Below are 21,925 nucleotides of genomic sequence, written 5' to 3'. Positions count from 1 at the left end.
CTACGGCGAGGTGGGCGACGCGGGCGAGGCCGACGGGGATGACACGGACGTCGCCCGGGCGCCGACCATCCAACAGGCCGACGTGAAACGGACCTCCGTGCCCTGCACAAAGCTGTCGAAGGCGGCGCGGACGGTCTCGATGACCCTCGCGCGGGTTAGTTCGTCCACCTCGGGCAGCGCCTGCCCGACCGGACCGAGGCGGGTGAAGTACCGGATCAGCTCCCGCTCGGGCAGCGTGCAGGGCACTTCGACCGGCCGGATGTCGATGCCGGACCACCCGCTGTCCGTCAGGATGCGACGGACCTTGTCCGAGTCGGCGAAGGCGAACTGCCCCGGCTCGTCCGGCCGGCGGACGGGAAGGTTCGGCATGAGCGGCGCCGCGGCGCGCTCGGCCGTCGTCATGAACGGATTCTCGGCGGGGCCGCGCCAGACGATGAACCGGAGCGAGGCTCCGTCCCTGGCGGCGCCCCGCAGGTTCGCGAAGGCCCGGACGGGGTCGCTGAAGAACATGACGCCGAAGCGCGAGACGACCGCGTCGAAGGTGGCGGGCTCGAAGACATGCTCCTGCGCGTCGGCGTGGACGAAGGACACCGCCGTACCCTCCCGCTCGGCGCGCGCCCGCGCGGCGGTGATCATCGGCTCGGAAATGTCGATGCCGACGCAGCGACCCGCCGGACCCAGCCGCCGTGCCACCGCCACCGTGGTGCCGCCGGTACCGCAGCCGACGTCCAGCACCTGCCCTGTCTGTCCGGCCGGCATCGCCTCGATGAGCAGCTCCTCGAACGGCCGGAGCATGCCGTCCAGCACCTCCTGCGTATCGACCCAGGCGTTCCCACCGGGCCCGCTCCACCGGGCCGCCTGTTCGTCATCGGTCCTGCGCCTGTCGTCCATATCGCCTCCTGCGCTTGCGTTCATCGGGCCGGGGTGACAGCGTGCTACTTCAAGTCGACTTGAGGTCAAGCGGATGACGGACCTGGACATCGCCGAGGTGGCGCGGCGCGCCGGCGTTCCCGCCTCCACGCTGCGGTTCTACGAGGAGAAGGGGCTGATCGCCTCGACCGGCAGGCGCGGCCTGCGCCGACAGTACGATTCTGGCGTACTGGAGCGCCTGGCGCTGATCGCGCTGGGGCGTACCGCCGGGTTCTCGCTCGACGAGATCGCGCACATGTTCGCGCCGGACGGGCAGCCGCGCATCGACCGGCAGATGCTCTCGGCGAAGGCGGAGGAACTGGACTCGAGGATCCGCGAACTGGGCGTCCTGCGGGACTCCCTGCGGCACGCGGCATCCTGCCCCGCCCCGAGCCACATGGAATGCCCCACCTTCCGCCGCCTCCTCGAGGCGGCCGCATCCGGCGCTGTCGCGGTCCCGAGGAAGCGGGCGCCGGGAGCGCCATGAGCCTCGCCAGGGGGCGAGGGATCAGATCCAGCCCTGTTCCCAGGCGCGGTGCGCGGCCGCATGGCGGGTCGGGGTGCCCAGCTTGGACATGGCCGCGGAGAGGTAGTTGCGGACCGTGCCGGGGGCCAGGTGGACGGCTTCGGCGATCTCGGCGATCGAAGCGCCGGTGCGGGTCGCGCGCAGCACCTCCAGTTCGCGGGCGGTGAGGGGGCAGTCGTCCTCGGTCAGCGCGGAGGCGGCGATGTCGGGGTCCACGTAGCGGCGTCCGGCGGCGACGTCCCGGATGATCTCGGCAAGCCGGACCGCCGGGGTGGTCTTGGGGACGAAGCCGCGGACGCCGGCTGCCAGGGCCCGGCGCAGCACGGCCGGCCGGGCGTGCCGCGTCACCAGGACGATCTGCGTGGGCAGTTCGGCCCGGATCTCCTCGGCGGCACGGAGCCCGTCGGTGGGCGGCATCTCCAGGTCGAGTACGGCGATGTCGGGGCGCTGCTCGCGGGCCAGCCGCACCGCCTCCGTGGAGGTGGACGCCTCGGCGACCACGGTGAGGTCCTGCTCAAGCGCCAGCAGGGCGGCCAGGGCGCTTCTGAGCAGGTCCTCGTCGTCGGCGATCAGCAGACGGATCATCGGGCGGCTCCGGCCTCGGGGTTCGGCGACTGCGTTGACGGCGAGTCTCGTGATGCCGGGGGCTCCGGTGACCCCAATGCCTCCGGTGACCCCAATACCTTCGGCGATCCCTGCGATCCCGGCGAACACGTCGGCAGTGCGGCCTCGACCACGAAGCGATCGCCGTCGTGCTGCCACTTCAGCTCGCCACCGGCGGCCTCCAGCCGCTCGGCGAGGCCGCGCAGTCCCGTGCCGTCCAGGGCGGCCGGATGCTCCTCGGCACCGTCGTTGCGCACGCGCAGGCGGGCGTGGCCGTCGGTGGTGCGGTAGTCGACCTCGGCGTGTCCGGCCCGGCTGTGCCTCAGCACATTGGTGGTGGCCTCCCGCATCACCAGACCGAGGAGGTGCCGGGCGGAGTCCGCGAGGGCGGCGCTTACGGCATCCGGGTCGAGCGTCATCCTCGCGTCGATGCCGGCGGCGGCCAGCACCCGGGTCGCGTTGCCGATCTCGTCGTCCAGGGTCGTCCGACGGTAACCCCGCACCACCGCCCGGGTGTCGCTGAGGGCGTCCGCCGCCAGCTGCCGTATCTCCTTCATCTCCGCGGCGGCCCGCGCCGGATCCCGCTCGACGAGCCGTTCCGCCAACTCGCTCTTCAGGGCGATCACTTGGAGATGGTGGCCCTGGATGTCGTGCAGGTCGGCCGCGAACCGCAGCCTTTCCTCCCTGACCGCCAGCTCCCCCTCCAGCCGCCGTGCCTCGTCCAGCCGCCGTGCCGTGTCCCAGGCCCACAACGGGCCGAGCGTCACCCAGGCCGTGAAGGCGACCAGCCCCGCCGGGAACAGGGCCGCGTACGCCGACGCCCCGTCGCCCTGTGCGAGGCCGGCGACGCTGCCGGGGAACAGGGCGAGGAGCACGGCGCCCCCGACCAGCAGTCGCCTGCGCCGTGGCGAGAGGTACGTCGCGACGATCGCGACCACCAACGCGGGCGCCACCGGCCACAGCCCGTAGTTGTGCAGGGCCAAGGGGAACGCCGCGAGCACGACTCCTGCCCCGACCGCGGCGGTCAGCAGGCCCACGGGCGGTCCGCCGGGCTGTGCGCCGGTGACGGGCAGAAGGGTCAGCCGCCGGCTCAGCAGGGCGACGCACGCCCACACCTCGACGACGAGCGCGGCGGCGGCCGGTGCGCGCGCCCACAGCGGGACATCGCCGTCGAGTACCCACCCGCCGACGAAGAGGGCCAGGACACAACCGGTCATGCCCGGCACGGTCCACCACGTGTAGCGACGGAAGCCCGTCAGCCCCGCCGCCTCGCGATCGATCTTCCTGCCCGCCACACGGTCATTGTGGCCCAGCCCGGCCGCATGACAAATGTCATCCGAGGACGTGACAACGCCAGGCGTGCGCAGGGGGATTCGGCACTACTGGCGGGCCTCGTGGCGGCGGAGGCTGAGGGCGTCGGCAGCGGATGCGGCAGTTGCAGCCGCTTCCCCGCCCTCGTACCGAAGGAGAGCCCGTCATGCAGGCACGCCCCACTCACGCGACGGCCGTACGGCCGCATCCGACCGCAGCGCTCAGGCGGCGCTGGCCGACCGCGCTGGCTGCCGCGGTCGTCGCCCTCAACGTCATCGCGTCCGGCTCGCAGGACGTGGCCGACGCCGTCGGAGGATTCGCCGAGACCCTGCCGTTGCTGCCCCTGATCTATCTGGTCGTCCACCAGATCGGCAGGCCGCAGGCGACCTGGCCGGTGCTCGGGGCCGGACTGGTGGCCGTGTTCGCCCTCGCCACCCAGGATGTGGTCGCCCCGTCGACGGTCCTGGTCGCCCTCGCGGCGGCCGTCCTGGTGTGGGGCGCCGTCCGCGGGACTCCGCACGGGCCGGCCACGTTCGGGGTGCAGGCCGCGGGCGCCGTCGTCTTCTGCGGGCTCGCGTCGGCGGGGCTCGCGGTGGATCCGGACCTGGGCCGGTACCTGGTGGCGGCCGGCTGGTTCTGCCACGGCGTCTGGGACTTCGTGCACCTGCGGCTCGACAAGGTCGTCTCGCGTACGTTCGCCGAGTGGTGCGGCGTCATCGACGTACTCGTCGCCGTCCAACTGCTCTTCCTGGTCTAGCCGAAACGGATGCCCCCAGTGGCCGAAAACGGCCGGGAAACGCCGGGGCGGGCGCGTAACCGGGAACCGCCCCGTACGTTGCCACCAGTGGTCACTCCTGTCCGGTACGCCAACTCCGCGCCCTGGGAGCTCCCTTGGACCCCGAAGACACCGCAGCCGCCCCCCGCCTCGGCCCGCTCTCCCGCCGCAGATTCCTCCAGGTCACCGCAACCGCCACCGCGGCCGTCACCGGATCTACGCTTTCCACCGTGAGTACGCCGGCCCTGGCCGCCGCTTCCGCCGCGACCACCCTCTCCTTCACCGCCGCCACCGGCGGCTCCGCGACCCTCGCCCCGTCCGGTGACCGGCTGGTCGCCGAGGTGCAGAACGTGCTCTGGTCCATCCCGAGGAAGGGCGGCACGGCCGTCCCGCTCACCCCGCCCGGCCTCGAACCCACGCGCCCGCAGTTCTCGCCCGACGGCAGCCGCCTCGTCGTCTGCGCCTACCGCGGCGGCGGCTTCCACCTCTGGACGCTGCGGCCCGACGGCACCGGGCTGCGGCAACTCACCGACGGGCCCTGGGACGACCGGGGCCCGGCCTGGTCGCCGGACGGCTCCCGGATCGCGTTCGCTTCCGAGCGCGGCGGCGACACCGTGACCGGCTCTCCGTACCGCATCTGGACGGTGGACGTGCGCACGGGCGCGCTGACCCGGCTCACCGGGCGGCCCGACCAGCAGGGTCCCGGGCAGGACGTCCGCTGGGAGGACTTCGACCCCACGTGGTCGCCCGACGGGCAGCGGGTGCTGTTCGTGCGGGCCGTCGTCACCGAGGCCGGCACCCTCCGCGCGACCACGATCGCGTCGGTGACCGCCGACGGCACCGGTCCGGTCACCACCGAGCACACCGACGACTCCGGCGCCCAGCTCATGACGCCCACCGTGTCGCCCACCGGGCGCCTGGCACACCTACGCACCACGGCCTCACCTGCCGCGTCCTGCACCCTCGTCGTGGACGGCACACCGGTCGCCGTGCAGGGCGCCGTCCTCCCCGCGCCGCCGCGCTGGACGGACGCCGACCGGCTGCTCCTCAACGTCGACGGACACTTCCGCCTGGTCGACCCCGACGCGCCGGGCGACGGCGAGGAGATCCCCTTCACGGCCACGCTGCCCGTGGACCGGCCCCGCTACCGGAGCAAGGCGTACGACTTCGAGGGCGCCGGCGCCCGTCCCGTCCGCGCCCTGCACCTGCCCGCCCTGTCGCCCGACGGCCGTAGCGTCGCCTTCGCCGCGCTCAACGCGCTGTGGACCACCGGGACGGCAGGCGGCCGGGCACCCCGCAAGGTCCTGCAGGTCCCCGCCACCCGCTATGTCCTGGCGCCGGCCTGGACGCCCGACGGTGCGGCGCTGGTCTACGCCGACGACCGTGACGGACTGTTCGCCGTACGGCGCCGGGACCTCCGCTCCGATGAGGAGACCGTCCTCGCGGAGGGCGGGCGCGTCTTCCCGGCCCTCTCGCCGGACGGGACGCGGCTGGCCTGCCTCGACATGTCCGGCAACCTCCTGGTGCGCGACCTGCCCGAAGGGGCCGAACACGTCCTCGCCGCGCCGCTGGGAGCGGGTGGGCTGCCCGGCCGCCCCAGCTGGTCGCCGGACGGCCGGTATGTGGCGCTGTGCGACCGGAACCGCCTCAACCAGCGGTTCCGTGAGGGCTACAACCTGATCCGCGTCGTCGACACGGCCACCGGAACGGCAGCCCTGCACGCCCTCGCCCCCCACACCTCGCTCTCCGACCGCTACGACTCCGGCCCCGTCTGGTCGCCGGACGGCCGCTGGATGGCCGTGGTGGCGGAGTCGGCGCTGTGGCTGCTGCCGGTCCGCGCCGACGGCACCCCGGACGGCGAGCCGCGCCGCCTCACCACCGAACCGGCCGACCACCCCTCCTGGTCGGCCGACGCCCGCACCCTGCTCTACCTCTCCGCGGGCACCCTGCGCCTGACCGACATCCGCAGCGGCACAACCCGTACCGTCCGCGTCCCGCTCGACTACCGCAGACCGCGCCCGGCGGACACGGTGGTGCACGCGGGCCGCCTCTGGGACGGAACCGGAACGGACGTCCGCGAGGACGTCGACGTCGTGATCCGCGACGGCCGTGTCGCGGACGTGTCCCCGCACCGAGCGGGCCGCCCGGCCGAACACCGCGTCGACGCGAGCGACCGCACCGTGATCCCCGGCCTGTGGGACGCCCACACCCACCCCTGGCAGACCACGTACGGCGGCCGCCAGACCGCGCTGCAGCTCGCGTACGGCATCACGACGGCTGTCTCGCTGGGCGGCTTCGCCTACGAACAGGCCCGAATCCGGGAGGCGGTCTGCGCCGGTGTCCTCGCCGGGCCCCGGCTGCTGACCACCGGTGAGCTGCTCGACGGGACACGCGTCGCCTACAGCATGGGCCGCGCCCACCGCACCCGCGAGGGTCTGCAGCGGTCGCTGGCGCGGGGTGCCGCACTGGACTGGGACTTCGTGAAGACGTACGTAAGGGCGCCCGGATGGGTGATGAAGGAGGCCGCGGACTTCGGGCACGAGCGACTCGGAGTGCGCAGTGGCAGTCACCTGTGCAGCCCCGGTGTGCAGCTGGGCCAGGACGTGACGACCCATCTGCAGGCGACGCAGCGGCTGGAGTTCGGCCACGCGACGTCCGCGGCGGGGCAGGCCTACCAGGACGTCGAGGAGATCTACACCGCGACCGACTTCCACCTCGTCGCCACGCCTTTCACGGCACTGGCCCTGCTGGGCGCCGACTCAGCGCTGGCGGACGACCCGCGTGTCACCGCCCTCATGCCCCCCTGGGACACCGCACTCGTCCGACAGCAGGCCGGGCAGCCGCCCGGCGAAGCCCAACTGGCCACGCTGGGGCGGGAGATGGACGTCTACCGGCGCGTCCTCGCAAACGGCGGCCTGATCGCGCTCGGCACCGACCAACCCATCGTCCCGGTCGGCCTGCATCTGCACCTGGCCCTGCGCGCCCTGCACCGTGCCGGCCTGTCACCGGCCGAGGCGCTGCGCACCGCGACCCTGCTGCCCGCGCGGGTCTTCGGCGCCGACGCCGACCTGGGCACCGTGGAGGAGGGCAAGCTCGCGGACCTCACGGTCGTGGACGGCGACCCGTTCACCGACTTCGCCACGCTGATCCGCACGGTGGCGGCCCTGCGCGGCGGCGTCCTCTTCGAACAGGCGGACCTGGTGGACGCCTTCGCCGCCACCGCCCCCACCGCCGCCGCCGAGCGCCGGGTGACGGACGACTGGCTGGAGGTGGGCCGCCAGATGCGCCGCGAGGGGTGCTGCGACCTCTGAGCAGGTCACGGCACACACACACTTCGTGAAAGATCTGCGCAGGAGTATCACCCGGGATGCACACAGCCTTTTGAAAGGATCGTTAGCGTTCTGGCCGTTCGACCCCACGTGCAGACGTGACCAGGCCGCGGCCGAGCAGAGCCGATGGCGCAGTCAACCCAGGAAGACCGCAGATGGACTACTGCTCCTCGTGCCGCCGGCATCTCAACGGGGCCCTCGTGTGCCCCGGATGCGGCGCCTACGCCCCGGACATCGCTCCCTCCACGACAGCGGGGCGCACCGTGTCGGCGGCGCCGGGCGCGGTGAAGCGGAGCAACCCTGCGGTCGACACGTGGTACGACGGCTACTTCCGTGACGAGGCGACGCCGTCGGCCGGCGCGCACGAGACGGTGACCGCAGCCCCCTCCGGTGATTCGGACGGCGTACCGGCCGTCCCCGAGGGCCGGGCGGCGCGCCGTCGGCAGCGGGCCCGCTGGAAGAAGAACCAGCGCCGGGCCGTGGTCGCCACCGCCGTCGCGCTGGTCGGCGGCGGCCTGACCGTCTCGGCGCTGGACCGCGGGGCCGGTGACAAGGCCCAGGCAGCCACCGCCCCGGAGCGCCCTAACGCGGGCCTCCCGGAGCAGCAGCACACGGAGCTCACTCGCCCGGCGTCCACTCCGCCGGACACCCCCGACGCCCGGCGCACCGACCCGGCCACGTCGAAGCCGTCCCCGACCAACGCCGCTCGCGAGTCCGTCACGGCCCCGCGCACCACGCGGGACCTCACCCGACCGGACGTGGCCACCACTCCGAGTCCCACGGCGACCTCGGCCCCGCAGTCGCAGGCTTCCTCCGCGCATCCCGGAGGCGGGAACCCCGGCGGCAGCGGCGGCACCGAGGCCGGGCAGCAGGCGCCGACCCCGACGCCGACCGAGGGCTCCGACTCCGGGACCTCCACGTCGCCCACGAGCCCCGCACCGGAAGCGACCTCGCCGGCGCAGCTCTGCGTGCTCAACCTCCTGTGCCTCGGCACGGAAAACTGACCCGACCGCCTGAGCGCGCCTCCCCTGAGATCGTCGTCACCCTCCCGCATCACCACACAACCCCGTGGATGCGGTCATGCTGGAAGAAGCCGTACGCCATCGCCCGGCGAGGGCCGGCACCAGCAGAGCAGGACGTCGTACTCAGGAAGGACATCTCCATGGTCGAGCAGGACGAGCGCTTCGATGTCGTGGTCCTCGGAGCGGGCCCCGGCGGCTACGTCGCCGCGATCCGCGCCGCCCAGCTGGGCAAGCGGGTGGCGGTCGTGGAGGAGAAGTACTGGGGCGGCGTCTGCCTGAACGTGGGCTGTATCCCCAGCAAGGCGCTGCTGCGCAACGCCGAACTGGCGCACATCTTCACGCGCGAGGCGAAGACCTTCGGCATCAAGGTGGACGGGCAGGTCTCCTTCGACTTCGGCGAGGCGTTCCGCCGCAGCCGCAAGGTCGCGGACGGCCGGGTCAAGGGCGTCCACTACCTGATGAAGAAGAACAAGATCACCGAGATCGACGGCCGCGGCACCTTCCTCGACCCGCACACCCTCCAGGTGGCCGGCTACGACGGCGAGACCCGCACCATCGGCTTCGACCAGTGCATCATCGCCACCGGCGCCACGCCCAAGTTGCTTCCCGGTACGCGGCGCAGCGCGCGGGTGGTGACGTTCGAGGAGCAGATCCTGGCCGAGGAGCTGCCGCAGTCGATCGTCATCGCGGGTGCCGGCGCCATCGGCGTCGAGTTCGCCTACGTGCTCCACAACTACGGCGTGAAGGTCACGATCGTCGAGTTCCTGGACCGGATGGCCCCGCTGGAGGACGCCGAGGTATCCGCCGAACTCGCCAAGCAGTACCGCAAGTTGGGCATCGACGTACTCACCTCCACTCGCGTCGACGCCGTCGACGAGTCCGGCGAGCAGGTGCGCGTCACGGTCACCGGCAAGGACGGCAGCCAGCAGGTCCTGGAGGCCGACAAGGTGCTGCAGGCGATCGGCTTCCAGCCGAACGTCGAGGGCTACGGCCTGGACAAGACCGGCGTGACCGTCACCGAGCGCGGCGCGATCGACGTCGACGGGCGCTGCCGTACGTCCGTCCCGCACATCTTCGCCATCGGCGACGTGACGGCGAAGCTGATGCTCGCGCACGCCGCCGAGGCCATGGGCATCATCGCCGCCGAGACCATCGCGGACGCCGAGACGATGGAGCTGGACTATGTGATGATCCCGCGGGCCACCTACTGCCAGCCGCAGGTCGCCAGCTTCGGCTACACCGAGGTGCAGGCCCGCGAGCTCGGCCACGACGTCAAGGTGGCGAAGTTCCCCTTCACCGCGAACGGCAAGTCGCACGGCCTCGGCGACGCGACCGGCTTCGTGAAGCTGATCAGCGACGCGAAGTACGGCGAACTGCTCGGCGGCCATCTCATCGGCCCGGACGTCACCGAGCTGCTGCCGGAGCTGACCCTGGCCCAGCAGTGGGACCTCACGGTCCACGAGGTCGCCCGCAACGTCCACGCGCACCCGACCCTCGGCGAGGCGGTCAAGGAGGCTGTGCACGGCCTCGCCGGACACATGATCAACTTCTGACCGTTCAGCCGTCGAGCCACCAGCGCGCCGCGCCCCAGGCAAAGGCGTAACCGAAGCCGTTGACCGCCCAGTGCAGGGTCATCGGCGCCAGCAGACTGCCGGAGCGGCGGCGCAGCTCGCACAGGACGACACCGGCGACGGCCGTGGCGACGATCGCCGCGGCCACCGTCGGTGCCACACCGGCCTGACCTTCCCCGAAGACGGACCCCACGGCGGCGTTGGAGCGGTTGACGCCACGGGACGGCATCAGGTGCCACACCCCGAACAGCAACGACGACACGCCCGTGGCCCAGGCCGTGCCGTGCCGGCGCCGGATCATGGCCCACAGCACGCCCCGGAAGGCGGTCTCCTCCAGCAGCACGGTCCCGAAGGGCACCCGCACCAGTGCTCCCCAGAGCATCCCCTCCAGGGACAGGTCCGCCGCCCTGCCGTCCCGGAAGGCCTCGCGCCCGGCCGGAACGGCGAGCAGGACGAGCAGGACCAACAGGACGATCGCCACCAGGACGGGAGCCCACCGCAGCCCCCGGCGCACCCCCGCCGGGTCGAGCCCCAGGTCGGCGGGGGTGAGGCCGTCCCAGCGGGCGATCATCAGCAGCACGGCCGTCGCGATCACGCAGACGACCACGTACATGGCTGGGCTCCGCGCGAGCCAGTTGTTCAGCAGGTTCGCGGCGGTGAGCACGGCGAGAGCACAGGTGATCCGCATCCGGGTTCCAGCATCCCCCGGCGGCGGCGATCAGCCCAGTTCGCGGCAGTACAGCGCGTCGGGCGTCCGGGCCGACCCCACCCGTCCGGTGTAGGCGATGCCGGCCGCGTACTCGTCGTCCGCGCACTGGCCCTTGTAGTGGCCCTGCGCGAAGTCGCCGCCCTTGGCGGCAGGCCCCCGGTTGTCGCCCCGGTCGAACCAGACCGTACGGCCACTCGCGCCGAGCCTCCCGGCCGGGGCCGCGGCGCACAGGGCGGCGGAGACGGCCGTGCCGCGGACGCTGTAGCCGATCAGGAACTGCCCCTCCGCGCACTGGAGTTTGGTGTATCCGGACGCCCAGTCCCGTCCCGGGGTCACGTGACGCTCGTCCACCACCACCTCGTGTCCGCCGGCCGGGTCCCACAGGGCGCCGGCCGTCACGTCCGAGCACAGTCCCCGGTTGCCGGTGTGGCCGAGACCGAGCAGGCGCTGTCCGTCGGGACAGACGGCCTTGCGGGCGCCGGAGTCCCAGTCGGGCCGGGCGCGCATCCGCCGCGACTGGACGAAGTCGCCGTGGTCGGGGCTGAGCATGGACCAGTCGGCGACCGGTGCCACCGGTCCGGTGCGGGCGTCGGCCTGGATGAGCCTCGTCCAGGCGGCGGCCCGCCAGTCGTCGCCGTCGTACAGGCCCATACGACGGCCTTCGGCATCCCAGTGCAGCAGCGCCCAGCCGTTGCCCTTGCGGTCCTGGTGCCAGCCGACGAGTGGCCAGTACGCGAAGTCGGCGTCGGTGCGGATCAGTTGGTCCACGAAGTTCTCGAACCAGGCCCGGGGTTTGTGGCCGGTCTCGTCGCGGCCCCCGACGCCGAACTCGCTGATCCAGACGGGGGCGGTGAAGTGCTGGTCCTGCTCGGCGGCAACGAAGAACGCCTGCCGGTCGAGCACCGCGATCAGTTCGCCGGGGCTCAGGTCGCGGTAGCGCGGATCGCTGGTCTCGCCCGTTCCTGTGGCGCCGCTGTGGTTCGGTCCGGTGTAGTCGTAGAAGTGGGCGGAGTACACCAGCTTGCCGGAGTCGATGAGGGTGTGGGACAGGCGGCGGGCGGGCTCCAGGGTGGGGCGCTCGTGCGGCAGGCCGTCGACGGGGATGCCGGTCCAGTTGATGCCCTCGACGACGATCAGCAGGTTCGGGTTGGCCTCCGCCAGAATGCGGTCGCCGACGCGCTGGGAGGCGGCGAACCAGTCGTGGTCGTCGCCGAGGCCCCAGTTGGGGTCGTCCCACACGTTGCGGCGCACCTCGTTGTAGAGGTCGGCGCCGACGACGCGCGAGTTGTCCCGGTAGCGGCGGGCCATGAACAGCCAGTCGTTCTCCCAGGTCCCGGTGGACTGGCTCGCGTTCCAGCGTTCGTTGCCGTCGACTCCGCAACACCAACGCGTGGTGTTGGTGTGGTTGTTGAGGATCACCGCGAGGCCGGCCGCCGTGAGGTCGCGCACGACCGCGTCGTACACCTCCAGCGGAGTCCTGCCGCGCAGCGACGGGTTGGCGGCGACGGAGTCGTCCGTGACGGGACGGCTGTCGTGGACCATCTCGTTGGAGAACGGGAGCCGGACGCTGTTGATCCCGATCTCGCGGAACCCGGCGATGATGTCGGACACCGAGGCGCGGTCCAGGCCGAGCGGTATCCGGCCGGAGTTCTCGCCGGCGTGGTGGCTCGCGTCGTCGGCCTGGTCGCCCGAACCGTTCCAGGTGCCGCTGGCGCCGTGCCAGTTGCCGGAGCGCAGTTTGAAGCGGTCCCCGTCCGCGTCGACGATCCAGCGGCCCCGTGTGCTCAGCGGCGGCGTCCAGTCCTGCGCTTCGGCCGTGGCGGCGGGCGGGACGACCGCCTCGGCGGTGGCCGGCTGCTGCTCGGCCGCGGCCTCGGGCAGGGACGCCAGCGGGACGAGGAGGAGTACGGCGGCGAGAGTCGCCCTCACCAAGGATCCGCGCACGGTCACCATCCCGACGGCTGTGTTGTCATGGCGGCGTCATCATGGTGGATGACGTGACATTGGTCCAGTCTTTCGCGGGCCTCACACGCCGTAGGCGCGAACAACGCCCAGGCGCCGGGGTGTCGGCCGGCTGCCGGCGTTCCTCTCGGAGTGCCGGCTGCAAGGCCCGCGCACTGCGGGGGTGGGGGCGCGTTCGTCGGGAGGTGGCTGTGCATCAACGGCGACCGGGGCCGCAAACCGGCGGCGACTCCCCGTCCGGGCGTGTGACAGTGCCCGGAAGCGCATCTCTCACCCATCCGGCCGACCGTGGCTCCGCACACAAACGGACCAGCCGCCACCCCCGGCCCGCACCTGTGGCGCGGTGCGGCCCTGTTGAGCATCCTCGGTGGTACCGCGTCCCCGGGAGGCCCACCCATGCCGGCCAAGAAGCTCACCGCCAACCGCTCGTCCCTCGGCCACCGTTTCACCTACGCCCTGCGCCACCCGGACCGCGTGCCCCGTCATCTCGTCCGCACCGCCCGGGACATGTGGCTGCGCCGCCGCCACCCGGACCACGTCTCCTACTACCGGGCCGTGATGCGCTCCGACACCCGGGCCGACCCGGACGCGGCCGTCGGCAGCCGCAACCGCGAGCGATGGCTGGCCCTCGGGGCGATGCAGTTCGACTACCTCCTCGGCCACGGCCTGCGCCCCGAGCACCGGATGCTGGAGATCGGCTGCGGCAACCTGCGCGGAGGCTGGCGGTTCATCCGCCACCTGGAGCCCGGCCACTACTACGGCATCGACATCTCACCCGACATCCTCTTCGCAGCGCAGGACACCATCGTGGCGATGGGGCTGCAGCAGCGGCTGCCCGTGCTCACCCCGGTGCGCGACCTGAAGCTGAGCTTCCTGCCCGACGCCCACTTCGACGTGGTGCACGCCCACAGCGTCTTCTCGCACTCACCACTCCCGGTCATCGAGGAGTGCCTGGCCAACGTCGGCCGGGTGCTCGCTCCCGGCGGCTGGTTCGACTTCACCTTCGACCGCACCGAAGGACAGGAGCACCACGTCCTGCGGGAGGACTTCTACTACCGCACCGAGACCCTCCTGACGCTGGCCGAGAAACACGGCCTGCGAGCCCGCTTCATGGCGGACTGGGAGGCACTCCCGCACGGCCAGTCCAAGATCCGGGTCACGCATCCCGGGTGAACCGACACCCCGTCATCAGGTCAACTGTCCCGGACCCTTGACTCGTAAAGCAGGAGTGGCGATCCTCGTTCGCACATCTTGCGAGGTCATGACAATCAGTCGACCGCGCGATCCCGCCGACCGAGGGACGTGGGCTGTGACCAGTTCCGGACGCCCGTACCGCAGACGCAAGAACGTGACCGTGGTGTCGCTCCTCCTGCTCGTGCTGTCCCTCGCGCTGGGCTCCGCGCCGAGTTCGGCGGCCGGAACCGACTGGTGGAACCCGACAGCACGGCCGGCGCCGGACTCACAGGTCAACGTCACGGGGGAGCCCTTCAAGGGGACCAACGCCCAGGGCGAGGTGCGCGGCTTCGTGGACGCGCACGACCACATCTTCTCCAACGAGGCCTTCGGTGGACGCCTGATCTGCGGAAAGCCGTTCTCCGAGGCCGGCGTCGCCGACGCCCTCAAGGACTGCCCCGAGCACTACCCCGACGGCTCGCTCGCGATCTTCGACTTCATCACCAACGGCGGTGACGGCAAGCACGACCCAAACGGCTGGCCGACCTTCAAGGACTGGCCCGCGCACGACTCGCTGACCCACCAGCAGAACTACTACGCCTGGGTCGAGCGGGCCTGGCGCGGCGGCCAGCGCGTGCTGGTCAACGACCTCGTCACCAACGGCGTGATCTGCTCGGTCTACTTCTTCAAGGACCGCAGCTGTGACGAGATGACGTCCATCCGGCTGCAGGCCAAGCTGACGTACGACATGCAGGCCTTCGTCGACAAGATGTACGGCGGCACCGGCAAGGGCTGGTTCCGCGTCGTCACCGACAGCGCGCAGGCCCGTGAGGTCATCGAACAGGGCAAGCTGGCGGTCATCCTCGGCGTCGAGACCTCCGAGCCCTTCGGCTGCAAGCAGATCCTCGACATCGCGCAGTGCAGCAAGGAGGACATCGACAAGGGCCTGGACGAGCTGCACGCGCTGGGCGTGCGCAGCATGTTCCTGTGCCACAAGTTCGACAACGCCCTGTGCGGGGTCCGCTTCGACTCCGGCTCGCTCGGAACGGCCATCAACGTCGGCCAGTTCCTGTCGACCGGCACCTTCTGGAAGACCGAGACGTGCAAGGGTCCGCAGCACGACAACCCCATCGGCAACGCGGCGGCGGCCGCAGCCGAGAGGAAGCTCCCGGCGGGCACAGAGGTCCCCTCGTACAGCGCTGACGCCCAGTGCAACGTCAGAGGGCTCACCGATCTCGGCGAGTACGCCGTCCGCGGCATGATGAACCGCGGGATGATGCTGGAGATCGACCACATGAGCGTCAAGGCCACCGGCCGGGTGCTCGACATCTTCGAGTCCGCGTCCTACCCCGGCGTGCTCTCCTCGCACAGCTGGATGGACATGGACTGGACCGAGCGGGTCTACGGCCTCGGCGGCTTCATCGCCCAGTACATGCACGGCTCCGACGGCTTCATCTCCGAGGCGAAGCGCACGGAGGCCCTCCGGGACAAGTACGGCGTCGGCTACGGCTACGGCACCGACATGAACGGCGTCGGCGGCTGGCCGGGCCCGCGCGGAGCGGACGCCCCGAACAAGGTGACGTACCCCTTCAAGAGCGTCGACGGCGGCTCCGTCATCGACCGGCAGACCACCGGTCAGCGCACCTGGGACCTGAACACCGACGGCGCCGCCCACTACGGCCTCGTGCCCGACTGGATCGAGGACATCCGCCGCGTCGGCGGCCAGGACGTGGTCGACGACCTCTTCCGGGGCGCCGAGTCCTACCTCAACACCTGGGCGGCCTCCGAGAACCACGAGGCCGGCGTCAATCTCGCGCGCGGCGCCAGCACGTCGGCCAGTTCCTCGGAGTGGAGCCTGTTCACGAGCTACAAGCCGGGGCGGGCCGTCGACGGCGACGGCGGCACCCGCTGGGCGAGCGACTGGAGCGACGACCAGTGGTACAAGGTCGACCTCGGCTCCACCCGCGTGGTCAAGCGGGTCACGCTCGACTGGGAACGCGCGTACGCGAAGTCGTACCGCATCGAGCTGTCCACCGACGGAGTGAACTGGCAGACCGCCTGGTCCACGACGGCCGGTGACGGCGGCCTCGACACGGCCCGCTTCAGCTCCACACCGGCCAGGTACGTACGTGTCCAGGGCCTGGACCGAGGCACCGACTGGGGCTACTCCCTCTACGAGGTCGGCGTCCACAGCGGCTGACACCCACGAGAGGGGCTCCATGGCACGGTTGCCGTCCGCCGAGCGGCGGCGACAGCTCACCGAAGCGGCGATCAGGGCGATGGCCCGGGACGGCGTCCCCAGGACGACCACCCGGTCCATCGCCGCCGAGGCGGGCGTCTCGCTGAGCGTCTTCCACTACTGCTTCGACTCCAAGCAGGAGCTGATCGAGTCCGTCATCACCACCATCACCGGGCACTACGTGACGGTGGTGAAGCAGGCCCTACGGCCCCGGGCCACCCTCGAGGAGACCGTCCGGGCCGGCTTCGAGGCGTACTGGGACCACGTCCGCGCCCACCCGGACGAGCACATGCTCACCTACGAGCTGGCGCAGTACGCCCTGCGCCAGCCCGGCTTCGAGCACCTGGCACGCCGCCAGTACGAGCTGTACGCCGAGACGTACGCCGAGCTCATCGAGCAGCTGCGGCAGACCATGGGCGTCCGGCTCCGCGTACCCGTCCCGGTACTGGCCCGCTATCTGGCCGCCATGACCGACGGCCTCACCCTCAACTACCTCGTCCTCGGCGACGACGCGGCCTGGAACGGCATCCTCGACACGGTCACCGCGCACATCGCCGGACTGGTGTGCGAAACCTGACGGGGGCGCTCACCCGGATACGGCTGCCCGATCGCGGGCCTCTTGCGTCGCGTCCCGCCGGAAGAGCCACCGCATGTCCGGCTCCACCGCGAACCGCAGCGCCCGCCGCACCGGGGGAGTGCACAGCACGGTCACGACCACCGCTGCGACGACGCCGACAACGACCGGGCCGATGGGCTGCCGCATCCAGGCGGGGTCGTACCAGCCGAAGTACTTGGATGCCTGGGCGACGAACCCGTGCAGCAGATAGCCGTACAGCGTGCCCACGCCCAGCACCGTGCACCACATCCGCCGCCCGGGCACCCAGGCGAGGAAGCAGGCCACCAGGACCAGCGAGCAGGCGAACAGCACCGGCGTCATCACGGCCCCGTACCACTGGGGCGCGCCCAGCTCCTCGGCACTGTCGCGGTGGTAGAACCAAGCCCCGGCCATCCGCGGCACCGCCCAGTACGCCACCACGAACGCGGCCACGAACACGGGCACGGCCGCGATCCGCACCGCGCGACGGCGCACCATCCGGAAATGCTCCGGGCGCAGGAAAAGACCCAGCACGAAGTACGGCAGGAACTGCAGGGTGCGCTGGAGATCGAGGTCGTTGCCGATGGACGGCGAGAGGGTGGCCAGCATCGCCACGGCGAGCGCCAGCGGCAGCGGCAGGCGCACCCGCCGCCACAGGGGTGCGCTCAGCCGCCACAGGAAGAGGGACGCGAGGAACCACGTCAGATACAGCGGGTCCAGCAGGCTGATCGGGCGGTCGGGTTCCTGGTCCGTCCACCGGGTGAACAGGGTGTACGCCGTCTCGAAGACGACGTACGGGACGACGAGACCGGTCACCAGCCGTCTGAGCTGCGGCGGGCGGCCTTCGAAGCTTCGGGAGAAGTATCCGGAGATCACGATGAACGCCGGCATGTGGAAGGCGTACACCAGCATGTACAGCGCGCTGACCGTCCGGCTGCCGTCCCGCAGCGGTTCCCACGCATGGCCGACCGCCACCAGGACGATCGCCGCGTACTTGGCGTTGTCGAAGAAGGCGTCCCGCTGCTGCGAAGGCGCAGGTGATAGGGCTGTGACAGGCGCGGGAGCCGTGACGGTGTGCTTCGGCATCCCACGCGTCTCACCACTTATGGCCCGGGCAAACCTCCGCTGGGGGCCGCGGCTCCCCGGGCGCCCGGTGGACGGCGTCGTAGGGCCGTAGGGGTGTGGTCGTAACCCATGTGATCGCTCCGAATGGTGCGACCCGGTGGATTGGCTGACGGTGGATCACGTCAGGCCTGGCTCCAGTGGTGATGAAGCGTCAGCCGCCCAGGCCGTGACGGAAGGACTCACTATGCGCTCTGTCCGCATGCTGCTCGCCACCGCGACGGCCACGGCCGCTCTGGCGATCGCGCCCGCCGCCCACGCCATCACGACGGGCGACTGGGACCAGGAAGACACCTCCCACAGCAAGGATCACGACAGCGACTCCTACAGCAAGGACCACGAGGAGGAGTCCTCCGGCAAGAAGCACGAGGAGGAGTCCTCCGACAAGAAGCACGAGGACAACTCCTACAGCAAGGAGCACGACAAGGAGAGCAAGCACGACGAGCCGCGTGGCGGGATGCACACGGGTGGTGGAGCGCTTGCGGCCCTGTTCAAGGGTGACGACTGGGGCGGGGACAAGGAGAAGGAGAAGGAGAAGGACGACTCGGACGGCTACAAGGACAAGGGCGAGGAGAGCAAGCACGACGAGGAGAGCAAGCACGACGAGGAGAGCAAGCACGACAAGGAGGGCAAGCACGACGAGGGGAGCAAGCACGACGAGGAGGGCAAGTACGACGAGGAGAGCAAGCACGAGAAGCCGCACGGTGGGGTGCACACCGGTGGCGGAGCGCTTGCGGCCGTGACCAACGGTGACGACTGGGGCGGCGACAAGGACCCGAAGCACGACCCGGACAGCTACCGCAGCAAGGACGAGGGACACGGCGACCACGACAAGGGCTCGTGGAAGGAAGAGGACCACGGCGACGACTCGTGGAAGGGCGACCACGAGAACGACTCGTACGGCGGCGACCACGACAAGGAGTCGTGGGGTGGTGGCGACCACGACGGGCCGCGTGGCGGTATGCACACGGGCGGTGGCGGTCTCGCCTCGCCGGGTGTCACCGCGGGTGGTCTGGCCGTGCTCGGTGCCGCCGGCGCCGGCATGTACGTGCTCCGTCGCAAGAAGGCTGCCGGATCCGTGGCGTGACCGATGCCGGATGACATAGCCGCTGTGGCCGCCGCACGTGCGCCGTGCGTCGCGGCGGTCCCGCGGGTCGTCCCCCTGCTTTCCTCGTCCTGCTTCCCCTGCTGTGTCCGCTGCTGTGCCTGAGTGAGGTGGTGCCCCATGGCCGCCGGCTGTCCCTCGTCCCCCGAGAACGACCCGGCCCGTTCCGACACCGGTTCCGCGACCTCGCGGCGGATAAGGCGCGCGGCCGCGGCGACGTTCTGGAGCGTGGTCGCCGCCCTGGTGCTGGTGGTGACCCTGCCCGGCGCCCAGGACGGGGCATCCGACGGCGGCCGTGCGCCAAAGGCCCTGCCGGCGGTGGGATCGCAGGCGCCGGGGGAGGCCGAATCCCATGCCCCACCGGGAGCCAGGTCGGACTCGCCGGCCCGGCGCCCCGTGGGCAAGCATCTGGCGCGGTCCCGGCCGGTGCGGCTGCTCATCCCCAAGATCTCGGTCGACGCGCCCTTCACCGACCTGGCCGTCGGCAGTGCCGGCCGGCTCAACCCCCCGCCGGCCCACGACACCAACCTCGTCGGCTGGTACGCCAAGGGGGCGTCCCCCGGTGAGACGGGCACGTCGATCATCGCCGGACACGTGGACACGGCGACCTCCGCCGCGGTCTTCGCGAGGCTGAGCGAGCTGCGGAAGGGGGACCGCTTCCAGGTGCTGCGGGCCGACGGGCGCAAGGCGTCCTTCGTGGTCGACAGCGCGGAGACCTTCGACAAGGACACCTTCCCCAGCGAGCGCGTGTACCGCGACACCGCCCGGGCCCAGGTCCGCCTCATCACGTGTGCGGGGGACTACGACCGTCAGGTCCGGGACTACACGGCGAACCTGGTCGTCTTCGCCCACCTCGTCTGAACCGCAAGGGCTACGTTCCGTATCCCGGCACTCCGCGCTGACCTCGTGTCTTACAGTGACTGCGACCAGTTCCGGTGACAGAACCTGTGAGGTAGTCGCTAACCATGCCGACCGAGACGTTTGAGTTCCAGGTAGAGGCCCGTCAGCTGCTCCAGCTGATGATCCACTCGGTCTACTCGAACAAGGATGTCTTCCTGCGGGAGCTCGTCTCCAACGCATCCGACGCGCTCGACAAGCTGCGCCTGGAGAAGCTGCGGGACGACGCCCTCGACGCCGACGTGTCAGACCTGCACATCGAGATCGACGTCGACAAGGAGGCCCGCACCCTCACGGTGCGGGACAACGGCATCGGGATGTCGTACGACGAGGTGGGCAAGCTCATCGGCACCATCGCCAACTCCGGCACGGCCACCTTCCTTCAGGAGCTGAAGGAGGCCAAGGACGCGGCAGGGGCGGAGGGGCTGATCGGCCAGTTCGGTGTCGGCTTCTACTCCGGCTTCATGGCGGCGGACGAGGTGACGCTGGTGACCCGGCGGGCCGGCGAGAGCCAGGGCACCCGCTGGACGTCGCGCGGCGAGGCCACGTACACGCTGGAGACGGTCGCCGACGCCGCGCAGGGCACGTCGGTCACGCTCCACCTCAAGCCCGCCGACCCCGAGAACCAGCTCCACGACTACACCTCGCCCTGGAAGATCAGGGAGATCGTCAAGCGGTACTCGGACTTCATCACCTGGCCGATCCGGATGGTCCCGGAGGCTGCCGCCCCCGGCGAGGGTGACGGTGAAGGTGACGCGGACACCGCGCCCGAGCCCGAGACGCTGAACTCCATGAAGGCCCTGTGGGCGCGTTCGCGCGACGAGGTCTCCGACGACGAGTACCACGAGCTGTACAAGCACATCAGCCACGACTGGCGCGAGCCGCTGGAGACGATCCGGCTGCAGGCGGAGGGCACCTTCGAGTACCAGGCCCTGCTGTTCGTCCCCTCCCACGCCCCGCACGACCTGTTCACGCGCGACTTCAAGCGTGGCGTGCAGCTCTATGTGAAGCGCGTCTTCATCATGGACGACTGCGAGGCGCTGCTGCCGCCGTACCTCCGCTTCGTCAAGGGCGTCGTCGACGCGGCCGACCTCTCGCTGAACGTCTCCCGCGAGATCCTCCAGCAGGACCGGCACATCCGGATGATGCAGCGCCGGCTGACGAAGAAGGTCCTGTCCACGGTCAAGGAGTTCATGACCAAGGACGCCGACCGCTACGCCACGTTCTGGCGGGAGTTCGGCACCGTCCTGAAGGAGGGGCTGCTCTCCGACACCGAGAACCGCGACGCCATCCTCGCCGTGTCGTCCTTCGCCACCACCCACGGCGACGACGAGCCGACCACCCTGGCCCAGTACGCCGAGCGGATGAAGGACGGCCAGGACGACATCTACTACATCACCGGCGAGTCCCGGCAGAGCATCGAGAACTCCCCGCACATGGAGGCGTTCCGCGACAAGGGCATCGAGGTCCTGCTGCTCACCGACCCCGTCGACGAGGTGTGGGTCGACGCCGTGGGCGAGTACGAGGGCAAGCGGCTGCGCTCCGTCACCAAGGGTGAGATCGACCTGGCGGCCGGGGACGACGAGAAGGCCGGCGAGGAGCGCGAGAAGCAGGCCGAGGACTACGCCGCCCTGCTCGGCTGGATGCAGGAGCAACTGGACGAGGACATCAAGGAGGTGCGCCTGTCCGCGCGGCTCACCGTCTCCGCGGCCTGCGTCGTCTCGGACGCGCACGATCTGACGCCGGCCCTGGAGAACATGTACCGGGCGATGGGCCAGGAGGTGCCGCGCACCAAGCGGATCCTGGAGCTCAACCCGGGCCATCCGCTGGTGAAGGGCCTGAATCAGGCGTACAAGGAGCGCGAGGACCGCTCCGAGCTCGCCGAGTCCGCCGACCTGCTCCACACGCTGGCGGTGCTCGCCGAGGGCGGTCAGCCGAAGGACCCCGCGCGGTTCGTGAAGCTGGTGGCGGACCGGTTGGAACGCACCCTGTAGGCGGTGCGCCGTAGGCCATGTGGTCGTGTGCGCGGGCCGTTGTCAGTGGCCCGCGCTACGTTCCTTGCAGTCGGCTTCCGGCC

The 21,925-nt window shown here is 71.1% G+C and carries 17 protein-coding genes; 11 read left to right on the top strand and 6 right to left on the bottom strand.

What is annotated here, in order from left to right:
• Complete coding sequence (locus ACFY5C_RS10930; RefSeq protein WP_389443035.1) at positions 1 to 891, bottom strand: class I SAM-dependent methyltransferase; 891 nt, start codon at positions 889 to 891, stop codon at positions 1 to 3.
• A gap of 73 nt (positions 892 to 964) precedes the next feature.
• On the opposite strand from ACFY5C_RS10930, the gene ACFY5C_RS10925 reads away from it, so the two are divergent.
• A complete protein-coding gene (locus ACFY5C_RS10925) occupies positions 965 to 1,396 on the top strand; it encodes a helix-turn-helix domain-containing protein (RefSeq protein WP_389443033.1) in 432 nt (143 codons plus the stop codon).
• Positions 1,397 to 1,417: 21 nt separating this feature from the next.
• Here the strand turns inward: ACFY5C_RS10925 and ACFY5C_RS10920 are convergent, their stop codons facing one another.
• Together ACFY5C_RS10920 and ACFY5C_RS10915 are read right to left on the bottom strand one after the other, a co-directional pair.
• On the bottom strand, positions 1,418 to 2,020 hold the full coding sequence (locus ACFY5C_RS10920; RefSeq protein WP_389443031.1) for a DNA-binding response regulator: 603 nt from the start codon (positions 2,018 to 2,020) through the stop codon (positions 1,418 to 1,420).
• Positions 2,017 to 3,333: a sensor histidine kinase gene (locus ACFY5C_RS10915; protein ID WP_389443030.1), complete on the bottom strand. Its 1,317-nt coding sequence runs from the start codon at positions 3,331 to 3,333 to the stop codon at positions 2,017 to 2,019. Before ACFY5C_RS10915 ends, ACFY5C_RS10920 begins: the two co-directional genes overlap by 4 nt.
• Positions 3,334 to 3,515: 182 nt before the next feature.
• Between ACFY5C_RS10915 and ACFY5C_RS10910 the strand changes: the two genes are divergently transcribed.
• The 4 genes from ACFY5C_RS10910 to lpdA all read left to right on the top strand — a co-directional run bounded on the left by ACFY5C_RS10910 (position 3,516) and on the right by lpdA (position 10,028).
• Positions 3,516 to 4,106 carry a hypothetical protein gene (locus ACFY5C_RS10910; RefSeq protein WP_389443028.1) on the top strand — a complete coding sequence of 197 codons (591 nt, stop codon included), beginning with the start codon at positions 3,516 to 3,518 and terminating at the stop codon, positions 4,104 to 4,106.
• Positions 4,107 to 4,240: 134 nt separating this feature from the next.
• Positions 4,241 to 7,435 carry an amidohydrolase family protein gene (locus ACFY5C_RS10905; protein WP_389443026.1) on the top strand — a complete coding sequence of 1,065 codons (3,195 nt, stop codon included), beginning with the start codon at positions 4,241 to 4,243 and terminating at the stop codon, positions 7,433 to 7,435.
• 173 nt (positions 7,436 to 7,608) lie between these two features.
• Positions 7,609 to 8,457: a hypothetical protein gene (locus ACFY5C_RS10900; RefSeq protein WP_389443024.1), complete on the top strand. Its 849-nt coding sequence runs from the start codon at positions 7,609 to 7,611 to the stop codon at positions 8,455 to 8,457.
• A gap of 158 nt (positions 8,458 to 8,615) precedes the next feature.
• Positions 8,616 to 10,028, top strand: a complete 1,413-nt coding sequence (lpdA, locus tag ACFY5C_RS10895; RefSeq protein WP_389443381.1) for a dihydrolipoyl dehydrogenase — start codon at positions 8,616 to 8,618, stop codon at positions 10,026 to 10,028.
• Between the two features lie 4 nt (positions 10,029 to 10,032).
• Here lpdA and ACFY5C_RS10890 read toward each other — a convergent pair whose 3' ends face one another.
• Together ACFY5C_RS10890 and ACFY5C_RS10885 are read right to left on the bottom strand one after the other, a co-directional pair.
• The gene (locus tag ACFY5C_RS10890) at positions 10,033 to 10,734 is read right to left on the bottom strand and encodes a CPBP family intramembrane glutamic endopeptidase (protein WP_389443022.1); all 702 of its coding nucleotides are present in this window, start codon (positions 10,732 to 10,734) and stop codon (positions 10,033 to 10,035) included.
• A gap of 30 nt (positions 10,735 to 10,764) precedes the next feature.
• Entirely contained in the window at positions 10,765 to 12,708 is a 1,944-nt protein-coding gene (locus ACFY5C_RS10885) for a glycoside hydrolase family 5 protein (protein WP_389443020.1), read from the bottom strand.
• 405 nt (positions 12,709 to 13,113) lie between these two features.
• Here ACFY5C_RS10885 and ACFY5C_RS10880 point away from each other — a divergent pair, with 405 nt between their 5' ends.
• The 3 genes from ACFY5C_RS10880 to ACFY5C_RS10870 all read left to right on the top strand — a co-directional run bounded on the left by ACFY5C_RS10880 (position 13,114) and on the right by ACFY5C_RS10870 (position 16,706).
• A complete protein-coding gene (locus tag ACFY5C_RS10880; RefSeq protein ID WP_389443018.1) occupies positions 13,114 to 13,890 on the top strand; it encodes a class I SAM-dependent methyltransferase in 777 nt (258 codons plus the stop codon).
• A gap of 136 nt (positions 13,891 to 14,026) precedes the next feature.
• The gene (locus tag ACFY5C_RS10875; protein WP_389443016.1) at positions 14,027 to 16,090 is read left to right on the top strand and encodes a discoidin domain-containing protein; all 2,064 of its coding nucleotides are present in this window, start codon (positions 14,027 to 14,029) and stop codon (positions 16,088 to 16,090) included.
• 19 nt (positions 16,091 to 16,109) lie between these two features.
• Entirely contained in the window at positions 16,110 to 16,706 is a 597-nt protein-coding gene (locus ACFY5C_RS10870; RefSeq protein WP_389443014.1) for a TetR/AcrR family transcriptional regulator, read from the top strand.
• A gap of 9 nt (positions 16,707 to 16,715) precedes the next feature.
• Here ACFY5C_RS10870 and ACFY5C_RS10865 read toward each other — a convergent pair whose 3' ends face one another.
• The gene (locus ACFY5C_RS10865; RefSeq protein ID WP_389443012.1) at positions 16,716 to 17,810 is read right to left on the bottom strand and encodes an acyltransferase family protein; all 1,095 of its coding nucleotides are present in this window, start codon (positions 17,808 to 17,810) and stop codon (positions 16,716 to 16,718) included.
• Between the two features lie 223 nt (positions 17,811 to 18,033).
• Between ACFY5C_RS10865 and ACFY5C_RS10860 the strand changes: the two genes are divergently transcribed.
• From ACFY5C_RS10860 to htpG, 3 genes are all read left to right on the top strand, one after another.
• A complete protein-coding gene (locus ACFY5C_RS10860) occupies positions 18,034 to 18,933 on the top strand; it encodes a hypothetical protein (protein ID WP_389443010.1) in 900 nt (299 codons plus the stop codon).
• Between the two features lie 138 nt (positions 18,934 to 19,071).
• Positions 19,072 to 19,812, top strand: a complete 741-nt coding sequence (locus ACFY5C_RS10855; RefSeq protein ID WP_389443008.1) for a class F sortase — start codon at positions 19,072 to 19,074, stop codon at positions 19,810 to 19,812.
• 104 nt (positions 19,813 to 19,916) lie between these two features.
• Positions 19,917 to 21,842, top strand: coding sequence for a molecular chaperone HtpG (gene htpG / locus ACFY5C_RS10850; RefSeq protein ID WP_389443006.1), 1,926 nt, complete (start codon positions 19,917 to 19,919; stop codon positions 21,840 to 21,842).
• The last annotated feature ends 83 nt before the right edge of the window (positions 21,843 to 21,925 follow it).

This window comes from Streptomyces sp. NPDC012935 (assembly GCF_042900345.1).
Classification (GTDB): Bacteria; Actinomycetota; Actinomycetes; order Streptomycetales; family Streptomycetaceae; genus Streptomyces.
The sequence above is the reverse complement of the archived record's forward strand: the minus strand, read 5'-3'. Positions and strand labels throughout refer to the sequence as shown.